The organism is Citrobacter sp. RHBSTW-00859, assembly GCF_013729795.1.
Taxonomy (GTDB): domain Bacteria; phylum Pseudomonadota; class Gammaproteobacteria; order Enterobacterales; family Enterobacteriaceae; genus Citrobacter; species Citrobacter braakii.
Window position 1 is genome coordinate 331,010 of the sequence record NZ_CP056284.1, and the last position, 20,061, is coordinate 351,070.

A 20,061-nucleotide genomic window follows, 5' to 3' on the forward strand; every position below is an offset into this window, starting at 1 on the left:
GGAACAATAATGAAGCAAACACAACGACATGACGCGATCATCGAGCTGGTAAAGAAACAGGGATACGTCAGTACTGAGGAGCTGGTGGAGCATTTCTCCGTCAGCCCGCAGACGATTCGCCGCGATCTTAACGATCTGGCCGATCAGAACATGATTTTGCGCCATCACGGTGGCGCGGCGCTGCCCTCCAGCTCGGTCAACACCCCGTGGCATGACCGTAAAGCGACACAGACGGCGGAAAAAGAGCGCATTGCCCGCAAAGTTGCCACGCAGATCCCGAACGGTTCTACGTTGTTCATTGATATCGGCACCACGCCGGAAGCGGTGGCTCACGCGCTGCTCAATCACAGCAATTTACGCATTGTGACCAACAACCTCAATGTGGCGAATACGCTGATGGCGAAAGAGGATTTCCGCATCATACTCGCCGGTGGCGAACTACGTAGCCGCGACGGCGGTATTATGGGCGAAGCGACCCTCGACTTTATTTCTCAGTTCCGCCTGGACTTCGGCATCTTAGGGATTAGCGGTATCGATAGCGATGGCTCCCTGCTGGAGTTTGATTATCACGAAGTTCGCACCAAGCGCGCGATTATTGAGAATTCACGGCATGTGATGCTGGTGGTGGATCACTCGAAGTTTGGGCGTAACGCGATGGTGAATATGGGCAGTATCAGCATGGTGGATGCGGTGTATACCGACACGCTGCCGCCAGCTGGCGTGATGCAGGTTATTGCGGACCATCATATTCAGTTAGAGCTGTGCTAAGTTAATTCCAGGCCTGATAAGCGTAGCGTATCAGGCATTAACTAAACCCCATACCCCATCATTTTCAGCAGTTTCTGCGCATGTTGCACCGCATCCTGGCGGTGTGCGACGCCGAGCTTTTGATACAAATTGCGGATGTGCGTCTTGATGGTCGTTGCCGCGACGGCCAATTCTCCGGCGATCTGCTCGTTGCTGTAGCCCGAATAAATCAGTCCCAGAACCTGCCATTCGCGCTGGGTCAGCGGGCTGGTGCGGATAAGCTCCGGTACTTCCGGGTGAGTAAGCAGACGCTCAACGAATCCTTCATCGAAGTGGGCGAATTTATGGCGGTGATGCTGGTTAATCTCACGCAAAATACGCTGGGCGCGGTGCTGATCGAGTTCCGGTAAGGTATTGAGCTGAATCAGCTGACGCAGTTGCTGCGCCATGGCCTCACCTTCAATGACAAAGTGACTGATAAATCCGGTGCGGTTCGCCAGCTGCAGCGCGTCGAGTAACACGCGCTGTGCGTCATTTTTGCGTCCTGCCTGCCAGTAGAGCTGATTAAGCAGCAGCAGGTTACGGTTCAGATCGCTCATCAGGCGCAGATTGCGCGCATTTTCATTCAACTCTTCCAGCACAATCTCAGCCGGTTCAAACTCGCCCAGCAGGATCTGCGCGCGGGCGATGTTGCGCCACTGGCTTTGCAGGAAGTGGTTATTGGCGAATTCCGGTTTCGGCGTGTGGCGCAGCCAGTTGGCGGCCGAATTTTTGTCGCCCACCATTTGCCAGTAAATCACCCGTACCTTATCGGCGTTCGAGATCCAGTCACTGTGATAGTGACCGTTACCCAGCAGGTTTTCCAGGCGGTTAAGCAGGCTACGCGCATTATCCAGATCCCCCCGGGCCAGCGAACATTGAATCAGCAGCGCCAGGCACTGTAGCTGTTGCTGCGGCTGGAATGTGGAAAGCAGTTCAATACCCGCGCGGGCAGACGCTTCCGATTCGTCCAGGCGCGCCCATGCCCACAGCAGCTGCGCGCGAATACGCACCAGGAACTCGTGCATCGGCAACTGTTCCAGATGCTGCTCTTTGATCAACTGAAACGCTTTTTCCTGAGTCTCCCAGGCGGCCTGTAAAAAGCCCTGGGCAAACAAAATTTCACTTTGCTGAATTAAACTCCACAGCGCGTAATGCCAGACGTCATGGTGGCGCGCCATTTGCTCGGTTTGCTGCATCAACGCCAGAGAACGCGTGAGATCGCCCTTACAGTGCAGGACTTCACCGTGTACCGAGGTGGCGACGATACGGCTATAGAACCAGGCGATGGGTAACTCATCCAGCGCCAGCTTTGCCAGGCGCTCGGCTTCGTCAGGATTGCCGTCGTTAATCGCGACCTGCGCACGCAGGGCGTTAAATTCGGCGTGCAGCGTCGGTTCCATGTCGCCTTTCATTTCCTGCTCAGCGCGTGCCAGCAGGGTATTAACCTCGCCGTAGCGGTGCTGGCTTTGCATCAGCCAGGCTTGCAGCAGAACCAGACGCGGATTTTCCAGCAGACTTTCCCACGGCAGAGCTTTCAGCGACTCTTCCAGTAATGTCAGTTTGCTGTGGTTAAACAGTCCCCACGCATGGTTAAGCAGGATATCGCGTAGCATATGGGCGTCGCCTGCCGCCAGCGCGTGGTGGATAGCTTCGCTGGGGAAACCTTGCGCCATCCAGCTTTCAGCGGCGGCGCGGTGTATTTCGGGCAGTTCGCTTGCCAGTTCCCACTGACAGCGCTGGCGTAAAAAGCTGCCAAACAGCGGGTGATAGCTGAACCACTCACCGACGTCATCCATCCGCTGCAAGAATAATCCCTGGCGTTCAATCTCCTCCAGCCGCATCTGGCCGTTTTCTTCCCCGGTGACCCGGACGATCAGTGCGTCGTTCATTGAGCGCAGAATGGCGCTTTTCAGCAGGAAATGACGGGTGCCGAGGTCGACGCTGTCCAGCACTTCATCAACCAGATAATCGGACAGATGGCTGGCGTTGATCCCGGCGAGGCGGCGTGCGGACTGATGCGCAGAATGGTTGTTCTGGCGGGCGGAGAGGGCAATCAGCTGTAACGCCGTGGCCCAGCCAGCAACGTCATCGCACATCCGGCTGCTTTCTGCCGCTTCGATAGGCGAGGACAAACGTCTATCGAAAAATTGTTTGGCTTCCTGGTGGTTAAACGCCAGCTGTTGGCTGCCTATCTCCAGCAACTGATCGCGTACTCGCAGGTTGGCAATACCCAACTGCGGCAGGTTGCGCGACAGCACGACCAGCGTGAGGTTCTCAGGCTGATGACGCAGGAAGAAACGCATCGCTTCGTGAATTGCCGGATTGGAGATGAGATGATAATCATCCACTACCAGGTAGAGCGGGCGGTGCCACTCGGCCAGTTCAATAAATAGCTGCGCAAACAGTGACGTCAGGCTGGCGTATTGGCGCTTTTGCACCATCGCTTCGCTGGTGGTGCAGTGTCCACCGGTTGCCTGTTGGATAGCGGCGATCAGATAGCTGGCAAAGCGCTCTTGTTGATTATCGCCTTCATCCAGAGAGTACCAGCCTAAGTCGTTCTTCTCCGCTGCCCATTGTGAAACCAACGTTGTTTTTCCATAACCAGCAGGACTTGTTATCAGGGCAAGCCTGAAATTGTTCGCGCCGGAAAGTTTAGCCAACAGGCGCTCACGAACCACCGTATGGTCGAGTCGAACCGGACGACTTAATTTAGACGGAATCAACATAAGTTAGTCACTTCACTGTGTGAAAATGGGGGAAAATGATTTTTTTTGCGCTTCGTAATTAATAGATATAAGGTCGGCCAGATTAGTGTTTTATGCAAGCTAAGCGGACTTTTTGTGTGTCTGATTTTGCACTATGTCACAAATCTATACATCTATTACATTAATTGCTTTAAAGAGTCACAACAGGCGTGGCGACTGGATCCGTCGGTATTTTGGCTGAGCCGAAAAATACCTCTCTTTTTATAAGGTTACTCAGTTGCTTAATGTAAAGAGTCGAATTTTGTGGCCGACTTAAAAGTTTTATGTGAATTATCTTATCCACCTTGGATATTTCAGGTTAGAAACTATTTCTCTGTTTACAGATTGTTTCCCATCGTCACCCCTCTATTTGATATTGTCGATTTATCTCTTGTTATTAATGCGTCGTCCGTTGGGCATTACAGGGGCGTTATGCCGGACTTACGCGAATTTACGGGCGATAACACCCTCTTTAAGTGGCAGCGATCACACTTTTATGCTCATCCCCGCTCCTCCTCCCTGCCTAATCCGTGCCAGGATGAGGAAGGTCAACAACGAGCCTGGCAAACTAGCGATAACGTTGTTTTATTACCTAAGGATCTGGAACCCCTATGTCACAGCCTACTTTCAACAAAGATCAATTTCAGGCTGCCCTGACGCGTCAGTGGCAGCGCTTCGGTTTACTGTCGGCTCAAGAAATGACGTCGCGCCAGTGGTGGCAGGCAGTGAGTGGGGCGTTGGCTGAGTTACTCAGCGCCCAGCCTGCGGCGAAGCCGGCAAAAAATCAGCGCCATGTTAACTACATCTCGATGGAGTTTTTGATTGGCCGTCTGACCGGCAACAACTTACTCAATCTCGGCTGGTATCAGGCGGTGAGCGATGAGCTGAAAGCGCATGACGTTAACCTGACCGACCTGCTGGAAGAAGAGATCGACCCGGCGCTGGGTAATGGTGGATTGGGGCGCCTGGCGGCCTGCTTCCTTGATTCGATGGCGACAGTCGGTCAATCGGCGACGGGCTATGGTCTCAACTACCAGTACGGCCTGTTCCGTCAGTCGTTTGCCGATGGGCAGCAGATGGAAGCCCCGGATGACTGGCATCGCGGCAGCTATCCGTGGTTCCGTCACAACGAGGCACTGGATGTGCAAGTAGGGATTGGCGGCAAGGTCACCAAAGAAGGGCACTGGGAGCCGGGGGTTGTTATCACCGGCCAGGCCTGGGATCTACCGGTTCTCGGCTACCGTAACGGCGTGGCGCAACCGCTGCGTCTGTGGCAGGCCAGCCACGCGCATCCGTTTAACCTGACCAAATTTAATGACGGCGATTTCCTGCGCGCAGAGCAGCAGGGCATCGACGCTGAAAAACTGACCAAAGTGCTGTACCCGAACGACAACCACACCGCGGGTAAAAAGCTGCGCCTGATGCAGCAATACTTCCAGTGCGCTTGCTCCGTAGCTGACATTCTGCGCCGCCATCATCTGGCAGGGCGTAAACTGCATGAGCTGGCTGATTTTGAGGTGATTCAGCTCAACGATACTCACCCGACCATCGCCATCCCTGAGCTACTGCGTGTACTGATTGATGAGCACCAGATGAGCTGGGACGATGCGTGGGCTATTACCAGTAAGACCTTTGCTTATACCAACCACACTTTGATGCCAGAGGCGCTGGAGTGCTGGGACGAGAAGCTGGTGAAAGCACTACTGCCGCGCCATATGCAAATCATCAAAGAGATTAACGACCGCTTTAAGAAGCTGGTCGATAAAACCTGGCCGGGTGATGCTGAAGTTTGGGCGAAGCTGGCGGTGGTGCACAACAAACAGGTGCGTATGGCCAACATGTGCGTGGTCAGCGGCTTTGCGGTTAACGGCGTGGCGGCGCTGCACTCCGATTTGGTGGTGAAGGATCTGTTCCCGGAATATCATCAGCTCTGGCCGAACAAATTCCATAACGTCACTAACGGGATTACTCCGCGTCGCTGGATTAAGCAGTGCAACCCGGCACTTGCCGCGCTGCTGGATAAATCGCTGAAAAAAGAGTGGGCCAACGACCTCGATCAGTTGATTAACCTGGAAAAATACGCCGACGACGCGAAGTTTCGTCAGCAGTATCGTGACATCAAGCTGGCGAACAAAGCGCGTCTGGTGAAGTTTATTAAAGCGCGTACCGGTATTGAGATAACGACTAACGCTCTCTTTGATATTCAGATTAAACGCCTGCATGAGTACAAGCGTCAGCACCTCAACCTGCTGCATATTCTGGCGTTATACAAAGAAATCCGTGAGAACCCGCAGGCCGATCGCGTGCCGCGCGTATTCCTGTTTGGCGCGAAAGCCGCTCCGGGTTACTACCTGGCGAAAAATATCATCTTCGCCATTAACAAGGTTGCAGAAACCATCAATAACGACCCGCAAGTGGGCGACAAGCTGAAGGTCGTATTCCTGCCGGATTATTGTGTCTCGGCGGCGGAAATGTTGATCCCAGCGGCGGATATCTCTGAGCAAATCTCCACCGCAGGGAAAGAGGCTTCCGGCACCGGTAACATGAAGCTGGCGCTGAACGGTGCGTTAACCGTCGGTACGCTGGATGGCGCAAACGTCGAAATCGCCGAGAAGGTAGGTGACGAGAATATCTTTATCTTTGGTCATACCGTGGAAGAGGTGAAGGCGCTCAAGGCCAAAGGTTACGACCCGGTGAAATGGCGTAAGAAAGATAAAGTGCTGGATGCTGTTCTGAAAGAGCTGGAAAGCGGGAAGTACAGCGACGGCGATAAACATGCCTTCGACCAGATGCTGCACAGTATCGGCAAGCAGGGCGGTGACCCGTATCTGGTAATGGCGGACTTCGCGGCCTACGTTGAAGCCCAGAAGCAGGTTGACGTGTTGTACCGTGACCAGGAAGCCTGGACCCGGGCGGCGATTCTGAATACCGCGCGTTGCGGCATGTTCAGTTCGGATCGCTCCATCCGCGATTATCAGACTCGTATCTGGCAGGCGAAACGTTAAGGAATCGCGATGGAAAGCAAACGTCTGGATAATGCCGCGTTGGCGGCGGGGATCAGCCCCAATTACATTAATGCCCACGGTAAACCGCAGTCTATTGGCGTCGAAACCAAGCGGCGTTTGCTTGACGCTATGCATCGCTCCACCGCCACCGCTCAGGTGGCGGTGACCCCGGTGCCGAATGTCATGGTTTATACCGCTGGTAAGAAAATGCCGCTGGCAGTTGAGGGACGCGGAGAGTTTACCTGGCTGCTGACCACCGAAGAGGGCGTGCAGCACAAAGGGCATGCCGTCGGCGGTAAATCGTTCAACCTTCCGGCGAAGCTGCCGGAAGGGTATCATACGCTTACCCTCACCCAGGGGGAGTTGCGTACCCATTGCCGCATCATCGTCGCGCCGAAACGCTGCTATGAGCCGCAGGCTCTGTTAGCCGGACAGAAGCTGTGGGGCGCATGCGTTCAGCTCTATACCCTGCGTTCAGAAAAAAACTGGGGGATTGGCGACTTTGGCGATCTCCGTGCCATGCTGGTGGAGGTGGCGCAACGCGGTGGCGCGTTTATCGGCCTGAATCCGATTCACGCGCTGTATCCGGCGAACCCGGAGAGTGCCAGTCCGTACAGCCCGTCGTCACGCCGCTGGTTGAACGTTATTTATATAGATGTGAACGCAGTAGACGATTTCCGCCTGAGTAAAGAGGCGCAGGCCTGGTGGCAGAAACCCGCGACTCAGCAAGCTCTGCAACGCGCGCGTGATACCGAGTGGGTTGATTATTCTGCCGTTACCGCATTGAAGATGACAGCGCTGCGTATGGCGTGGAAAAGCTTCTCTGCACGTGACGATGAGCAGATGGCGGCATTTCGTCAGTTTGTGATTCAGGAAGGGGATAGCCTGTACTGGCAGGCGGCCTTTGACGCGCTGCATGCACATCAGGTGAAAGAGGACGCACTGCGCTGGGGCTGGCCGGTGTGGCCGCAAGCTTTCCAGTCGGTGGATTCGCCAGAGGTAAAACGCTTTTGCGAAGAGCATCGTGATGAAGTGGATTTCTACCTGTGGTTGCAGTGGCTGGCGTATACCCAGTTTGCTGACTGCTGGAAAACCAGCCAGGGCTTTGCGATGCCGATTGGATTATATCGCGATCTGGCTGTCGGCGTGGCCGAAGGCGGGGCGGAAACCTGGTGCGACCGCGAGTTGTATTGCCTGAAAGCCTCGGTTGGCGCACCGCCGGATATTCTCGGTCCGCTCGGGCAAAACTGGGGATTGCCGCCGATGGATCCGCATATCATCACAGCACGCGCTTACGAACCGTTTATCGAACTGCTGCGTGCCAATATGCAGAACTGCGGTGCGTTGCGTATCGACCATGTTATGTCGATGCTGCGTCTGTGGTGGATCCCTTACGGCGAAACTGCCGATCACGGCGCCTACGTGCATTATCCGGTCGACGATCTGCTTTCAATTCTGGCGCTGGAAAGTAAACGTCATAACTGCATGGTAATTGGTGAAGATCTGGGGACTGTGCCGGTAGAGATTGTCAGCAAGCTGCGTGACAGCGGCGTGTACTCCTACAAAGTGCTTTATTTTGAGAATGACCATGAGAAAAACTTCCGCGCGCCGAAAGCGTACCCGGAACAATCAATGGCAGTCGCGGCGACGCATGACCTTCCTACGCTTAAAGGTTATTGGGATAGCGGCGATCTGACGCTGGGTAAGGCGCTGGGTCTGTACCCGGATGAAGTCGTGCTGCGTGGGCTGTATCAGGACAGAGAACTGGCGAAACAGGGGCTGCTGGACGCACTGCACAAATACGGGTGCCTGCCAAAACGTGCTGGTCACAAGGCGTCACTGATGTCGATGACGCCGATTCTTAATCGCGGCATGCAACGCTACATCGCTGACAGCAACAGTGCGCTGTTGGGCCTGCAACCGGAAGACTGGCTGGATATGGCTGAGCCCGTCAATATTCCCGGGACCAGCGACCAGTACAAAAACTGGCGGCGTAAGCTCACCGCCACGCTGGAGCAGATGTTTGCCGATGACGGTGTGAACAAGCTGATTAAGGATTTGGATAAGCGCCGAAAAGCGGCCGCGAAGAAGAAGTAAAAAAGCCGGGGATTTCCCCGGCTTTTTTAGGGTGATAGCAGGTAGGCCGGGTAAGCGAAGCGCCACCCGGCACAGTTTTATCAGACCACCATACCCAGCAGCAGACACCCTACCAGACCGCAGACGGAGATAATGGTTTCCAGCATTGACCATGACTTGATGGTTTCACCGATGGTCAAGTTGAAGTACTCCTTGAACAACCAGAAGCCTGGATCGTTCACGTGGGAGAAAATGACGGAACCGGAACCAACCGCAATAACCATTAGTTCAGGGCTTACGCCGGTCGTTGCAATCAGCGGTGCCACAATCCCACCAGCGGTGATCGCTGCAACGGTTGCGGAGCCCAGTGCGATACGCAGTACCGCAGCGATAGACCATGCCATCAGCAGCGGAGAAACGTTTGAACCGTGCATCATTGACGCGATGTACTTATCCACGCCGCTATCCACCAGGACCTGTTTGAAGGCACCGCCACCACCAATGATCAACAGCATCATCGCGATGATTTTGATGGAGGACACCAGCGTGTCGTTGATCTGATCCATCGAACGTCCACGGTTCAGACCAAAAGTGAACATCGCAATCAGCACCGCGATAAGCGTTGCCATGACCGGGTCACCCAGGAATTCTGCCACCGTCAGGAAAGCGTGGCCTTTTGGCAGAATCATCTCCGCCACGGCGCGCATCGCCATCAGGATAACCGGTACCAGGGAGGTCCAGACGCTGACGCCAAAGCCAGGCATCTCTTCTTCGGTAAACGTTTTCGCGCTGTACAGACCTTCCGGGATTGGCTTATCGATACCTTTCAGGAAGCGAGCGTACACCGGACCGGCGAGAATAACGGTCGGGATTGCCAGAATCGTACCAAACAGCAGGGTTTTACCCATATCTGCGTGGAAAATGGTGGCAATAGCGGTCGGACCTGGGTGCGGCGGCAGGAAGCCGTGAGTTACGGACAGCGCAGCAGCCATCGGCACGCCAACATACAGCAGCGGGATGTTGGCAGCAGCGGCGATGGTGAACACCAGCGGCAGCATCAGCACGAAGCCGACTTCGTAGAACAGGGCAAAACCGACGGTGAAGCCGGTTAATACCACCGCCCACTGAATATGTTTTTTGCCGAATTTAGCAATCAGGGTGGTTGCGATGCGCTGTGCGCCGCCGCAGTCCGCCAGCATTTTGCCCAGCATGGCGCCAAAACCCATAATCAGGGCGAGGCTGCCAAGGGTTCCGCCGACGCCGGCTTTAATCGAACCGATGACTTTATCCAGTGGCATCCCTTGCATCAATCCGACAGCAAGCGCCACCAGGACGAGAGCGATGAAACCGTTCATTTTGAAACGGATCATCAGGAGGAGTAACAAGATTACACCGATAGCAACGATGACTAATGGCATGATTTACCTGGCCTTTACTTTGTTATGGGTAACGTCAGTGTTTAGATGACAAATTCCGATTGTCCCGACCGGGAACAGAGCATTCTCAGCACCAATGCTGGTTGCCTTCAAAACTAATCAGTTTAGCTGGCTGTTATGTGTGTGTTAGGTGCTGATGCGAATGATACGGGTAACATGCGGCGCTTGAAAATCACCTGGGCAGGCAAAATTTAAATTATGAGAGGCTGGTCAAATTATGAGGGGGATTGTTGCAGGAAATATGCGGAGAAATGCAAGGTTGTAGGCCGGATAACGCGATTACGCTGCCATCCGGCATCAATGCCCGATGGCGGCGCGGATGCGTCTTAACGGGCCTACGGAAACTCTACAGGTTGAGGCGTTAGTAGTAAGAGTGCTCGCCGCGCTGGTGTTCGGTTAAATCGCGAACGCCTTTCAGTTCAGGGAATTCAGCCAGCAGCTGCTTCTCGATACCTTCTTTCAGCGTTACATCCACCATTGAACAGCCGTTACATCCGCCGCCAAACTGCAGAATAGCGTAGCCTTCATCGGTGATTTCCATCAGAGAGACGCGACCACCGTGACCTGCCAGCTGTGGGTTGATCTGCGATTGCAGCATGTACTCCACGCGTTCCATCAGCGGCGCATCATCGGCAACTTTACGCATTTTGGCGTTTGGTGCTTTCAGGGTCAGTTGGGAGCCTAACTGGTCGGTAACGAAATCGATTTCTGCATCTTCCAGATACGGTGCGCTCAGTTCATCAACATATGCGGTTAGCAGGTCAAATTTAATGGCGGTGTCGGTTGCTTCCACGGCGTCCGGCGGACAATAAGAAACGCCGCATTCAGCGTTAGGCGTGCCGGGATTAATCACAAATACGCGGATTTGTGTCCCTTCTTCCTGATTTGCCAGCAGTTTGGCAAAGTGCGCTTGTGCAGCATCGGAAATATGGATCATAGTAATGGCCTAATAGTTGACTATTTTACTTGGTTATAATACGCCCATCATCGAGGCTCTACAAGGTTCGACACAGGCACCATACCTGGACAGTCGCCGCGCCGTTGCGTAAAAGCAGCTGCGCGATTTCCGCGACGGTACTTCCGGTAGTGACGACATCATCCACAATGACCATATGGAGTCCCTGCACTGGCAATTCAAGGCGAAAGGCGTTTTTCAGGTTACGTTTACGTAATCGGGCGCTGAGATGGTGCTGTGTGGCGGTTGCCCGAACCCGCGTGATGGCCCGGCTGTCCCAGTCGCAGCCTAGCCAGCGTGCCAGGGGACGACACAGTAAGTCGCTCTGATTAAACCCTCTGCGCCAGTGCCGGCGTTGCCAGAGCGGGACGCTGACGAGCCTGTCCGGCAGAGGAAGACCGCTGACGCGCCGGGCCTGTAATACCTCCAGCAACAACAAGCGTGAAAGAGCGGGGGCCATTTCGCCACGTCGGGAAAACTTGAGCTGGTGGATAAGCCCGCTCAATGGCGGAGCATAGTCGCTGACGGTAACCAGTCGCTGCCACGGCGGTGGTTTTTGCAGACAGCGCCCGCAGGGAACGACGGTATGCGCGGCAGGGAGTCCACATTGAGGGCACCGGCTGACGTGCTGATGCGTTGCCCGTGTGCAGACTGAACAGATCCCCCAATGCCCTAACGTCAGGGGCATTCGGCATAGCCAGCACAATCCCGGTACTGTTAGCATAGAAGCATCCTTTCAGGCTAAAAGAGAACAATAACTGATGAATGACATCTGGTGGCAGACCCAGGGTTCGGGAAATTGCCATCTTGTGCTGCTGCACGGATGGGGACTGAATGCGCAAGTGTGGCATTGCATAAGCGAGGAATTGAGTTCGCATTTCACGCTGCATCTTGTCGACTTACCGGGATTTGGTCGCAGCCAGGGGTTCGGCGCAATGTCGCTGGAAGAGATGGCTGAGCGGGTAGTAAAACAGGCACCGGAGAAAGCCATCTGGCTCGGCTGGAGTCTGGGCGGGCTGGTCGCAAGCCAGGTGGCGTTAACCCATCCTGAACGTGTTCAGGCGCTGGTGACCGTGGCGTCTTCCCCTTGCTTTAGCGCGCGCGACGAGTGGCCGGGAATCAAGCCAGAAGTGCTGGCAGGTTTCCAGCAGCAGTTGAGCGAAGATTTCCAGCGTACGGTGGAACGTTTTCTGGCGTTGCAGACGATGGGCACGGACACCGCGCGTCAGGATGCACGGGCACTGAAGAAAACAGTTCTGGCGTTACCCATGCCGAATGTCGAGGTGCTCAATGGCGGACTGGAGATCCTGAAAACGGTCGATCTGCGTGAGCCTCTGTGCGCTGTGGACATGCCTTTTCTGCGGTTGTACGGCTATCTCGATGGACTGGTTCCGCGCAAAGTGGTCCCAATGCTCGATGCCCTGTGGCCGCATAGCGAGTCGTTGATATTTGCTAAAGCGGCGCATGCACCGTTTATCTCGCATCCTGCAGAGTTCTGCGCAGCGCTGGTGGCGTTAAAAAAACGCCTATAAATCTGTTGTGTTGCCCGGTAGAGCCACGCTTACCGGGCTTGAGATTAATGGCTGCGCGTAGCCAGATCCTCAGCGGTCAGTCCGGTAATTCTGAAGATGGTCAGCGGGTCGATACCATCAGCCTGCAGGGTTGATGCAATACGTAAAGCTTCCTCTCGTTTACCTTGTTGCAAGCCCGTTTGTAACCCCTCTTGTAACCCTTTCATATGACCTTCCTGAAGACCATTAAGATGCCCTTCTTGTCGTAATCTTTCGGCGATAGTCATCAACTTTTCCTTATGTTGGGGTAAACGTTCGGCGACCTCATGAAGAAACTCGGTAAAATGTGCGGTGTCCCCGACCTGCATTAGATAATTAAACAAGGCTTTCAACTGGCTGTCATTAGCGTGTCCTTTAATAATCAGGATGGCCAGTTTTTCTACCAGTCCCATCAAATCGCGTTTACGAATATGTTTTTGGATGAGTTCCAACAGTGCCATCCGGCGATGCTGCATGATCTCGTCATCGGGAACAACGGTGATATCGATCAGTGGAAACGCTGCGGTATAAAGTTGTCTGGCGGCCTTTGGGTCGTCAAATTCGTCCAGCCAGCAGAGTGAGTAGGGGTATGGGCTTGCCGCGCCATGATAAAAAAGCATGGGTATCACTAGCGGGAGTTTTTTGTGACCTGCAGCCAAATGACGATGCATGACCGCAATGGCATAACGCATCAGCCGAAATGCCATATGGGCATCGGCGGTACTCTGATGCTCAATGATGGTGTAAATATAGCCATCGCCTTCGCGGGTTTTTAATGACCACAGCACATCGGAATAGTACGCGCGCAAATCGTCCTCAATAAAGCTGCCCGATTCCAGTTGTAGCGTTTTCAGATCGCACAGTTTTTGCAAAGAGGCTGGAAGATGGAGCCGAAGAAAGTCGCGTGCGGTAGCAGGGTGGTTTAAGAACGTTTTAAAAATCGCGTCATGCGGCGTAGCAGTCGTGTCAGTATTCATGGCGATCCGTCACCTGAGAAACAAGATGACGAGACTCTACTTCCCTGGTCGCCAGTAATCATCCACGAGTTGATAACGATGCGCGACAGGCTGGAGGATAGATCTGCTTTGCTGAAACAAAGACATCTTTGTGGAATCCATTACGCAAAAAGCCGGATATCAGCATAAACGCTTTATCCGGCCAGGACGTTTGCAGTCATTTTTAGACCGGAAGCGTAGCGCCATCCGGCATCGAACTAGCGCAAAGCCCACCACTCGCGCAGGCAGGCTTTACCTTCCGGACAACTCTTGCAGCTTCCGGAAAGACACCCGTCGGCATCTTCCTGAATCCGCACCGCTTTGCCCATCTTTTCTAACTGATTCAGCATGGCGTCAATCATGGGCTGCGGGGTGTGCAGCGTGTGGCTAATCTGAGTTGCCTCCATGCGTCCCCGCAAAGCCAATAAATCACGAACCTGAATAAGCGATGCCATTGTCGATAACCTTAGTGGCAGTCGCCAGTGGTGCTGGAACAGCAGGAGCTTGCCGTCCTGTTGGTCGCCAGCAGTGCGAGATCCACGCGACTGCGAGCTCGACGCAGCAGGCCCAGCAACACAATGTTAAACAGGATGACAGCTAAAATGCACACCAGGCTGTAGGTCGGGTGCTCTTTGTAGCTGACCGCCTGATAAAACAGCGTCGACAGAGAGTAGGCGATGTTCAGGCCCCACAGAATCGAGAAGCTCATCCAGCCACGGCTGGATTCACGTGCAATAGCGCCCATTACCGAAATACACGGCACATACAGCAGCACGAAAATCAGGTAGCTGTAAGCGGCGGCAGCGCTGCCAAATTTTTCGCCCATCACGCCCATTGCACCCGTAGCCATTTCACCGTCGCCCTTGCTGGCTTCAATAGGGTTAGCCAGTACGCTCAGGCTGAAGGTGTCTTTCAGGCTTTGCCAGGTCTCATCTACCGCGCCGAGCAGCTCGTCACCGAGGTGGAAATCTGCCGGGTTGAACTCTTCTTCCTGAATGTTTTCTGCGGTATAGAGCGTGTTCAGCGTACCGACAACCACTTCTTTCGCCATCGCGCCGGTGAACAGACCTACGGTTGCCTGCCAGTTATCTTCGTGAACGCCAATCGGCTTGAAGACCGGCGTGATTACGCGGCTGACGGAAGCCAGAGCAGAGTCGTTGATGTTGTCGACGATTTTTCCGCTCAGCGAGAAACTGTTAAACGCGCTGAGGAAAATGCTGACGATGATGATGACTTTACCCGCACGCAGAACGAAGCCTTTCAGGCGTTGCCAGGTCTGAATAATCAGACTCTTAATGTGCGGCACGTGGTACACCGGTAGCTCCATCACGAACGGCGTTGCTTCGCCACGCATGATGGTGTGTTTGAGCATCAGACCGGTCAATACCGCCATAACGATACCCAGTACGTACAGTGAGAAGACCGCCAGCGCACCGTTCTGACCAAAGAACGCTGCGGCAAAGACGGCGAAAATCGCCAGGCGAGCGCCACAGGACATAAACGGCGCCATCATGATGGTCATCAGACGTTCACGCGGGGCGTCCAGCGTACGTGCGCCCATCACTGACGGTACGTTACAGCCAAAGCCGACGATCAGCGGGACAAACGATTTGCCCGGCAGCCCCAGCGCCTGCATCAGACGGTCCATTACAAACGCGGCGCGCGCCATGTAACCGGAGTCTTCAAGGAAGGAGAGGAACAGGTACATCATGCCGATTTGCGGTACCAGTGGCAGCACGGTGTTAATCCCGCCGCCAAGACCTTGCGCCAAAAAGATAGTGAGCCAGTCCGGGAAGTGCAGCGTGTAGCCAATCCACTGAATCCCATGGATAAAGAGCGCTACGGAGCCGACGTCAAACAACGGTTGCAGCGCGCCGCCAATGTTGATGGCGAGCAGGAACATCAGGTACATCACGAACAGGAAAATCGGCAGCCCGAGGAAGCGGTTGAGGACGATTTTATCTACTGCGGTGGTGAAGCGGCTCGGCTCTGCCGTCAGGGTGTTGCTGACGGTATCGCAGATAGCGGCAATGCACTGATAGCGCGCATCGGCGATATGCAGTGCCGGATCGTCCATTGTCTCGCTCAGACGTGCAATGGCGGCATCAAGGTTTTGCGCGGCATCCCCCGCGTAGGCCCGGCTGTAGATATCGCCTTCCAGCATCTGCAGGCCCAGCCAGCGGCGCTGTTTTAACGGCATATCTTTGGCCATCGCATCGGCGAGGGAATCCGCTTCCTGCAGCAGCGGTTGGGCATAATGAACCAGCTCGACGGTGTCGTTTTCTTTGTAGCGATCGATCGCCAGTTTCAGCGCTTCAATGCCGCGGGCGCGGGTGGATACCAGCGGAACCACCGGGCAGCCAAGGCGAGCGGAGAGGGCATCGATATCAATACGGATTTGCTGCTTCTCGGCAATATCCAGCATATTCAACGCGACGATGCAGGGGATGCCCAGCTCAAGCAGTTGCAACGTCAGGTAGAGGTTGCGTTCAAGGTTTGAAGCATCGACCACGTTGATCAAGAGATCCGCGTCGCCGCTTAAAATATAGTGACAGGCGATCTGCTCATCGAGAGAGGTCTGAGATGAGATTGTCGTCAGAGAATAGGTGCCGGGTAAATCAACCAGCGTGACCTGGTGGTCCGTCGTTGCGAAATGACCTTCTTTACGCTCAACGGTAACGCCAGCCCAGTTGCCTACACGCTGGCGTGCGCCGGTAAGCTGGTTGAATAAAGTAGTCTTGCCGGAATTAGGATTGCCAATTAAACCAATGGTTAGTTTTTTCATTTTTATAGACTCACTGTATTAACAGGAAACCGCTTCCACTTCTAATAACGCCAGATCTTTCTTACGCAATACCAGACTTACGCGACGCGTTTCGATATGGATAGGATCGCCGAGTGGGGCGACGCGTACCACGTTGAAAGAGGAGCCGGGTAGCATGCCAAGTGACAACAGTTTCTGACGATAAGCCGGGCTGATTTCACGGGCAAAACCGGTAATTTTCCACGCACTGTCAGGAGTGAATTGCATAGGGACCTACTTATATCTCGCTAACTGGATGATTACCTCATGGGGCGACAAGGCGGCATGAGGCCAGATGATTAGCCAACGTAAGGAAAGAGTAAATAATCAACAGATCAATGATAATGAGAATGGTTTCTATCATCAATAGAATAAATGTGACGGAATGTACAATTGGATAATAATTTGCGCCAATTTTGATATTCCTCAATATTTATTCTGGTTGGGAACGAATGATTCGCGGAAATAATTAGTGAGGATCTTAATGTTTAATTAAGGTTTCATCTGTTAATGAAGTGATAAATATATGGCGGTAGAAAGCGGGAAAGAGACTAAATATGCCGGATGGCGACGCTCACGCGTGTTATCCGGCTTACAAATTAATTGCGACAAGTTAGCCGGATAAGGAGGTTACCCCCCCATCCGGCACAAAAGTTACACTAGCGTTTTTTACCCATTGCCGCCGCCAGCGCATCCATCATGGCGCTGTTACCCGCAGGCTGTGCGTCACGACCACGAGGTTTCGCGGCTTTTGGTGCCGGGCGATTGCTTTGAGTGCGATCGTTATTCCCGCCGCCGCGACGCGCATTGGTTTCACCCGGCTGCTCGTCCAGACGCATGGTCAGTGCGATACGCTTACGTTGCAGGTCAACTTCCAGCACTTTCACCTTCACAATGTCGCCCGCTTTCACCACGGTGTGTGGATCTTCGACGAACTTATTCGACAATGAAGAGATATGCACCAGACCATCCTGATGAACGCCAATATCAACAAACGCGCCGAAGTTCGTGACGTTAGTGACTGCCCCTTCCAGAATCATTCCCGGCAGCAGATCGTTCATGGTTTCTACGCCATCAGCAAACTGCGCGGTTTTAAATTCAGGACGCGGGTCGCGGCCCGGTTTTTCCAGCTCTTTGATGATGTCGGTGACGGTCGGCACCCCGAAGCGTTCGTCGGTAAAATCGGCTGCTTTCAGATTGCGCAGTTCGTTGCTGTTGCCCATCAGGTCACGCAGCGATTGTTCGGTTGCGGCCAGAATGCGTTCCACAATCGGATAAGCTTCCGGGTGAACGGTAGAAGCATCCAGTGGGTTATCGCCATGGTTGATACGCAGGAAGCCCGCGCACTGTTCAAAGGCTTTTGGCCCCAGGCGGCTAACTTTTAGCAGTTGCTGACGGTTCTGAAACTGACCGTTCTCATCGCGCCAGGCGACGATGTTTTGCGCCATCATGCGCGTCAGGCCGGCAACGCGGGTCAGTAGCGGCACGGAGGCGGTATTCAGATCGACGCCGACGGCATTCACGCAGTCTTCCACCACCGCATCCAGCTTGCGCGCCAGTTGCGTCTGGCTAACATCGTGCTGATACTGGCCCACGCCGATAGATTTCGGATCGATTTTCACCAGCTCCGCCAACGGATCCTGCAAACGACGGGCGATAGACACCGCGCCACGCAGTGAAACGTCGAGATCCGGGAACTCCAGCGCCGCCAGTTCGGAAGCAGAGTAAACCGATGCCCCGGCTTCGCTGACGATCACTTTCTGCGCGGTCACTTTCGGGAATTGTTTCTGCACGTCGAGGAAGAAACGCTCGGTTTCGCGCGACGCCGTACCGTTACCAATCGCGACCAGCTCAACGTTGTATTTTTCACACAACGCCGCCACGGCAACGGCGGCTTTGGCTGCCTGGCCGGTATGCGGATAAATAGTGTCGGTCGCGACCAGCTTGCCGGTACCGTCAACCACCGCCACTTTTACACCGGTACGCAGACCCGGATCGAGACCCATTGTGGCGCGCAGCCCGGCCGGGGCGGCCATCAGCAGGTCATGCAGGTTACGGGCAAAGACGTTGATCGCTTCATCTTCCGCACGTTCACGCACGGTACCCATCAGCTCAGTTTCAAGGTGCATCAGCACTTTGATGCGCCACGTCCAGCTAACAACGCCTTTACGCCAGCTGTCAGCGGGGGCGTTGTTCAGGCGCAGTCCTAGGTGATCCTGGATAATCTGCTCGCCGTGGCTCTCTTTTGGCGGCTCATCGAATTGCGGATCGGCATTTAGTGAAAGCTGCAACACGCCTTCGTTACGACCACGGAACATGGCCAGCGCACGGTGGGATGGAACGATAGAAATAGGTTCGTGGTGATCGAAGTAATCGCGGAACTTAGCGCCTTCCTCTTCTTTGCCACTAACCACGGCGGCAACCAGATGGGCGTTTTTCCACAAATAATCACGCACTTTTGCCAGCAGCGCAGCGTCTTCGGCGAAGCGCTCCATCAGAATGTAGCGTGCGCCATCGAGGGCGGCTTTGGTATCGGCCACGCCGTTTTCAGCGTTGAGATATTTTGCGGCTTCGGTTTCCGGGTCATGGGACGGTTCGTTCCACAGCAGATCTGCCAGCGGCTCCAGTCCGGCCTCAATGGCTATCTGCCCACGGGTGCGGCGCTTAGGTTTGTACGGCAGATAGAGATCTTCGAGTTCGGTCTTACTTAACGTGCCGTTGATCGCGTTCGCCAAATCGTCGGTCAGTTTGCCTTGCTCGCCGATAGATTTCAGGATTGCCTGACGGCGGTCTTCCAGTTCACGCAGATATCCCAGACGGGTCTCCAGATTACGCAGTTGCGTATCGTCCAGACCGCCGGTGATTTCCTTACGATAACGTGCGATAAACGGCACGGTGTTCCCTTCGTCAAGCAGGCGAACGGCAGCTTCTACCTGTTCAGCACGAGCCTGAATTTCACCTGCGATAATGCGGCAGAAAGAATCATTCATCATGGATAGCTTCGTCTATAGGATAAAAAATCAGGGGATAGTTATACGGATTGACTGGCAAAAATGCCAGTCATCTACCGGGGCTTCGGATTGTTCCGGTCTCACTTAACGTATTCAATTTCGTTCACGTACCAGCTGGCTTCACCACCAGGGGTGTTGACTATCGCGAGATCGCCGACCTCTTTTTTCAGCAGCGCCCGCGCCATCGGTGAGTCGATAGAAATGTAATCTTTACGACCGAAGATCTCATCGTAGCCGACAATACGGAATTTACGGATGTCGCCATCGTCATTTTCAATCTCGACCCACGCGCCAAAGAAGACTTTGCCCTCTTGCTGCGGGGAGTAATCGACGATTTTCAAATTCTCCATACACTTGGTCAAATAACGGACACGGCGGTCGATCTCACGCAGACGCTTTTTATTATACTGGTAGTCGGCATTTTCGCTGCGGTCACCCAGACTTGCGGCCCAGGTAACCTTTTTGGTGACTTCCGGGCGCTCTTCACGCCAGAGGTAATTCAGCTCTTGTTTGAGTTTTTCATACCCTTCGCGGGTTATCAGGGGCGTTTTCATCTTATTGTTTTACCTTCGACTCTGTGATGATGCGCACAATTAGTATTACGCGAGCATATCAACAGAATAAATAATGTATTGCGAGAAACATTGTATACTTAAGCTGCTGTTTAATATGCTTTGTAACAATTTAGCCTGGAATT

14 protein-coding genes are annotated in these 20,061 nt (G+C 54.1%); 4 read left to right on the forward strand and 10 right to left on the reverse strand.

Annotated elements, in window-relative coordinates; genetic code table 11:
• Positions 1–9: 9 nt before the first annotated feature.
• Entirely contained in the window at positions 10–768 is a 759-nt protein-coding gene (locus tag HV302_RS01600; RefSeq protein ID WP_003023499.1) for a DeoR/GlpR family transcriptional regulator, read from the forward strand.
• A 41-nt stretch (positions 769–809) separates the two neighbouring features.
• On the opposite strand, the gene malT is transcribed toward HV302_RS01600, so the two are convergent.
• On the reverse strand, positions 810–3,515 hold the full coding sequence (gene malT / locus HV302_RS01605) for an HTH-type transcriptional regulator MalT (RefSeq protein ID WP_181626838.1): 2,706 nt from the start codon (positions 3,513–3,515) through the stop codon (positions 810–812).
• Between the two features lie 629 nt (positions 3,516–4,144).
• On the opposite strand from malT, the gene malP reads away from it, so the two are divergent.
• Complete coding sequence (malP, locus tag HV302_RS01610; RefSeq protein WP_181626839.1) at positions 4,145–6,538, forward strand: maltodextrin phosphorylase; 2,394 nt, start codon at positions 4,145–4,147, stop codon at positions 6,536–6,538.
• A 9-nt stretch (positions 6,539–6,547) separates the two neighbouring features.
• Positions 6,548–8,635: a 4-alpha-glucanotransferase gene (malQ, locus tag HV302_RS01615; RefSeq protein ID WP_181626840.1), complete on the forward strand. Its 2,088-nt coding sequence runs from the start codon at positions 6,548–6,550 to the stop codon at positions 8,633–8,635.
• 80 nt (positions 8,636–8,715) lie between these two features.
• Here malQ and gntT read toward each other — a convergent pair whose 3' ends face one another.
• The 3 genes from gntT to gntX all read right to left on the reverse strand — a co-directional run bounded on the left by gntT (position 8,716) and on the right by gntX (position 11,729).
• Positions 8,716–10,032 carry a gluconate transporter gene (gntT, locus tag HV302_RS01620; RefSeq protein ID WP_003023507.1) on the reverse strand — a complete coding sequence of 439 codons (1,317 nt, stop codon included), beginning with the start codon at positions 10,030–10,032 and terminating at the stop codon, positions 8,716–8,718.
• 379 nt (positions 10,033–10,411) lie between these two features.
• A complete protein-coding gene (gene nfuA, locus HV302_RS01625; protein WP_003023509.1) occupies positions 10,412–10,987 on the reverse strand; it encodes a Fe-S biogenesis protein NfuA in 576 nt (191 codons plus the stop codon).
• 58 nt (positions 10,988–11,045) lie between these two features.
• Positions 11,046–11,729: a DNA utilization protein GntX gene (gene gntX, locus HV302_RS01630; RefSeq protein WP_016154807.1), complete on the reverse strand. Its 684-nt coding sequence runs from the start codon at positions 11,727–11,729 to the stop codon at positions 11,046–11,048.
• 37 nt (positions 11,730–11,766) lie between these two features.
• Here gntX and bioH point away from each other — a divergent pair, with 37 nt between their 5' ends.
• Complete coding sequence (bioH, locus tag HV302_RS01635) at positions 11,767–12,537, forward strand: pimeloyl-ACP methyl ester esterase BioH (RefSeq protein WP_016154806.1); 771 nt, start codon at positions 11,767–11,769, stop codon at positions 12,535–12,537.
• Between the two features lie 44 nt (positions 12,538–12,581).
• Here bioH and HV302_RS01640 read toward each other — a convergent pair whose 3' ends face one another.
• From HV302_RS01640 to greB, 6 genes are all read right to left on the reverse strand, one after another.
• A complete protein-coding gene (locus HV302_RS01640; RefSeq protein WP_103283370.1) occupies positions 12,582–13,532 on the reverse strand; it encodes an Rpn family recombination-promoting nuclease/putative transposase in 951 nt (316 codons plus the stop codon).
• 236 nt (positions 13,533–13,768) lie between these two features.
• Positions 13,769–14,005 carry a [Fe-S]-dependent transcriptional repressor FeoC gene (gene feoC, locus HV302_RS01645; protein ID WP_003023516.1) on the reverse strand — a complete coding sequence of 79 codons (237 nt, stop codon included), beginning with the start codon at positions 14,003–14,005 and terminating at the stop codon, positions 13,769–13,771.
• Between the two features lie 11 nt (positions 14,006–14,016).
• Complete coding sequence (feoB, locus tag HV302_RS01650) at positions 14,017–16,335, reverse strand: Fe(2+) transporter permease subunit FeoB (protein WP_016157644.1); 2,319 nt, start codon at positions 16,333–16,335, stop codon at positions 14,017–14,019.
• 18 nt (positions 16,336–16,353) lie between these two features.
• Positions 16,354–16,581 (reverse strand): ferrous iron transporter A, encoded by a 228-nt coding sequence (gene feoA / locus HV302_RS01655; RefSeq protein ID WP_003023519.1) that lies wholly within the window; start codon positions 16,579–16,581, stop codon positions 16,354–16,356.
• A gap of 431 nt (positions 16,582–17,012) precedes the next feature.
• Positions 17,013–19,346: a Tex family protein gene (locus tag HV302_RS01660; protein WP_181626841.1), complete on the reverse strand. Its 2,334-nt coding sequence runs from the start codon at positions 19,344–19,346 to the stop codon at positions 17,013–17,015.
• Between the two features lie 98 nt (positions 19,347–19,444).
• On the reverse strand, positions 19,445–19,918 hold the full coding sequence (greB, locus tag HV302_RS01665) for a transcription elongation factor GreB (protein WP_016154802.1): 474 nt from the start codon (positions 19,916–19,918) through the stop codon (positions 19,445–19,447).
• Positions 19,919–20,061: the final 143 nt, after the last annotated feature.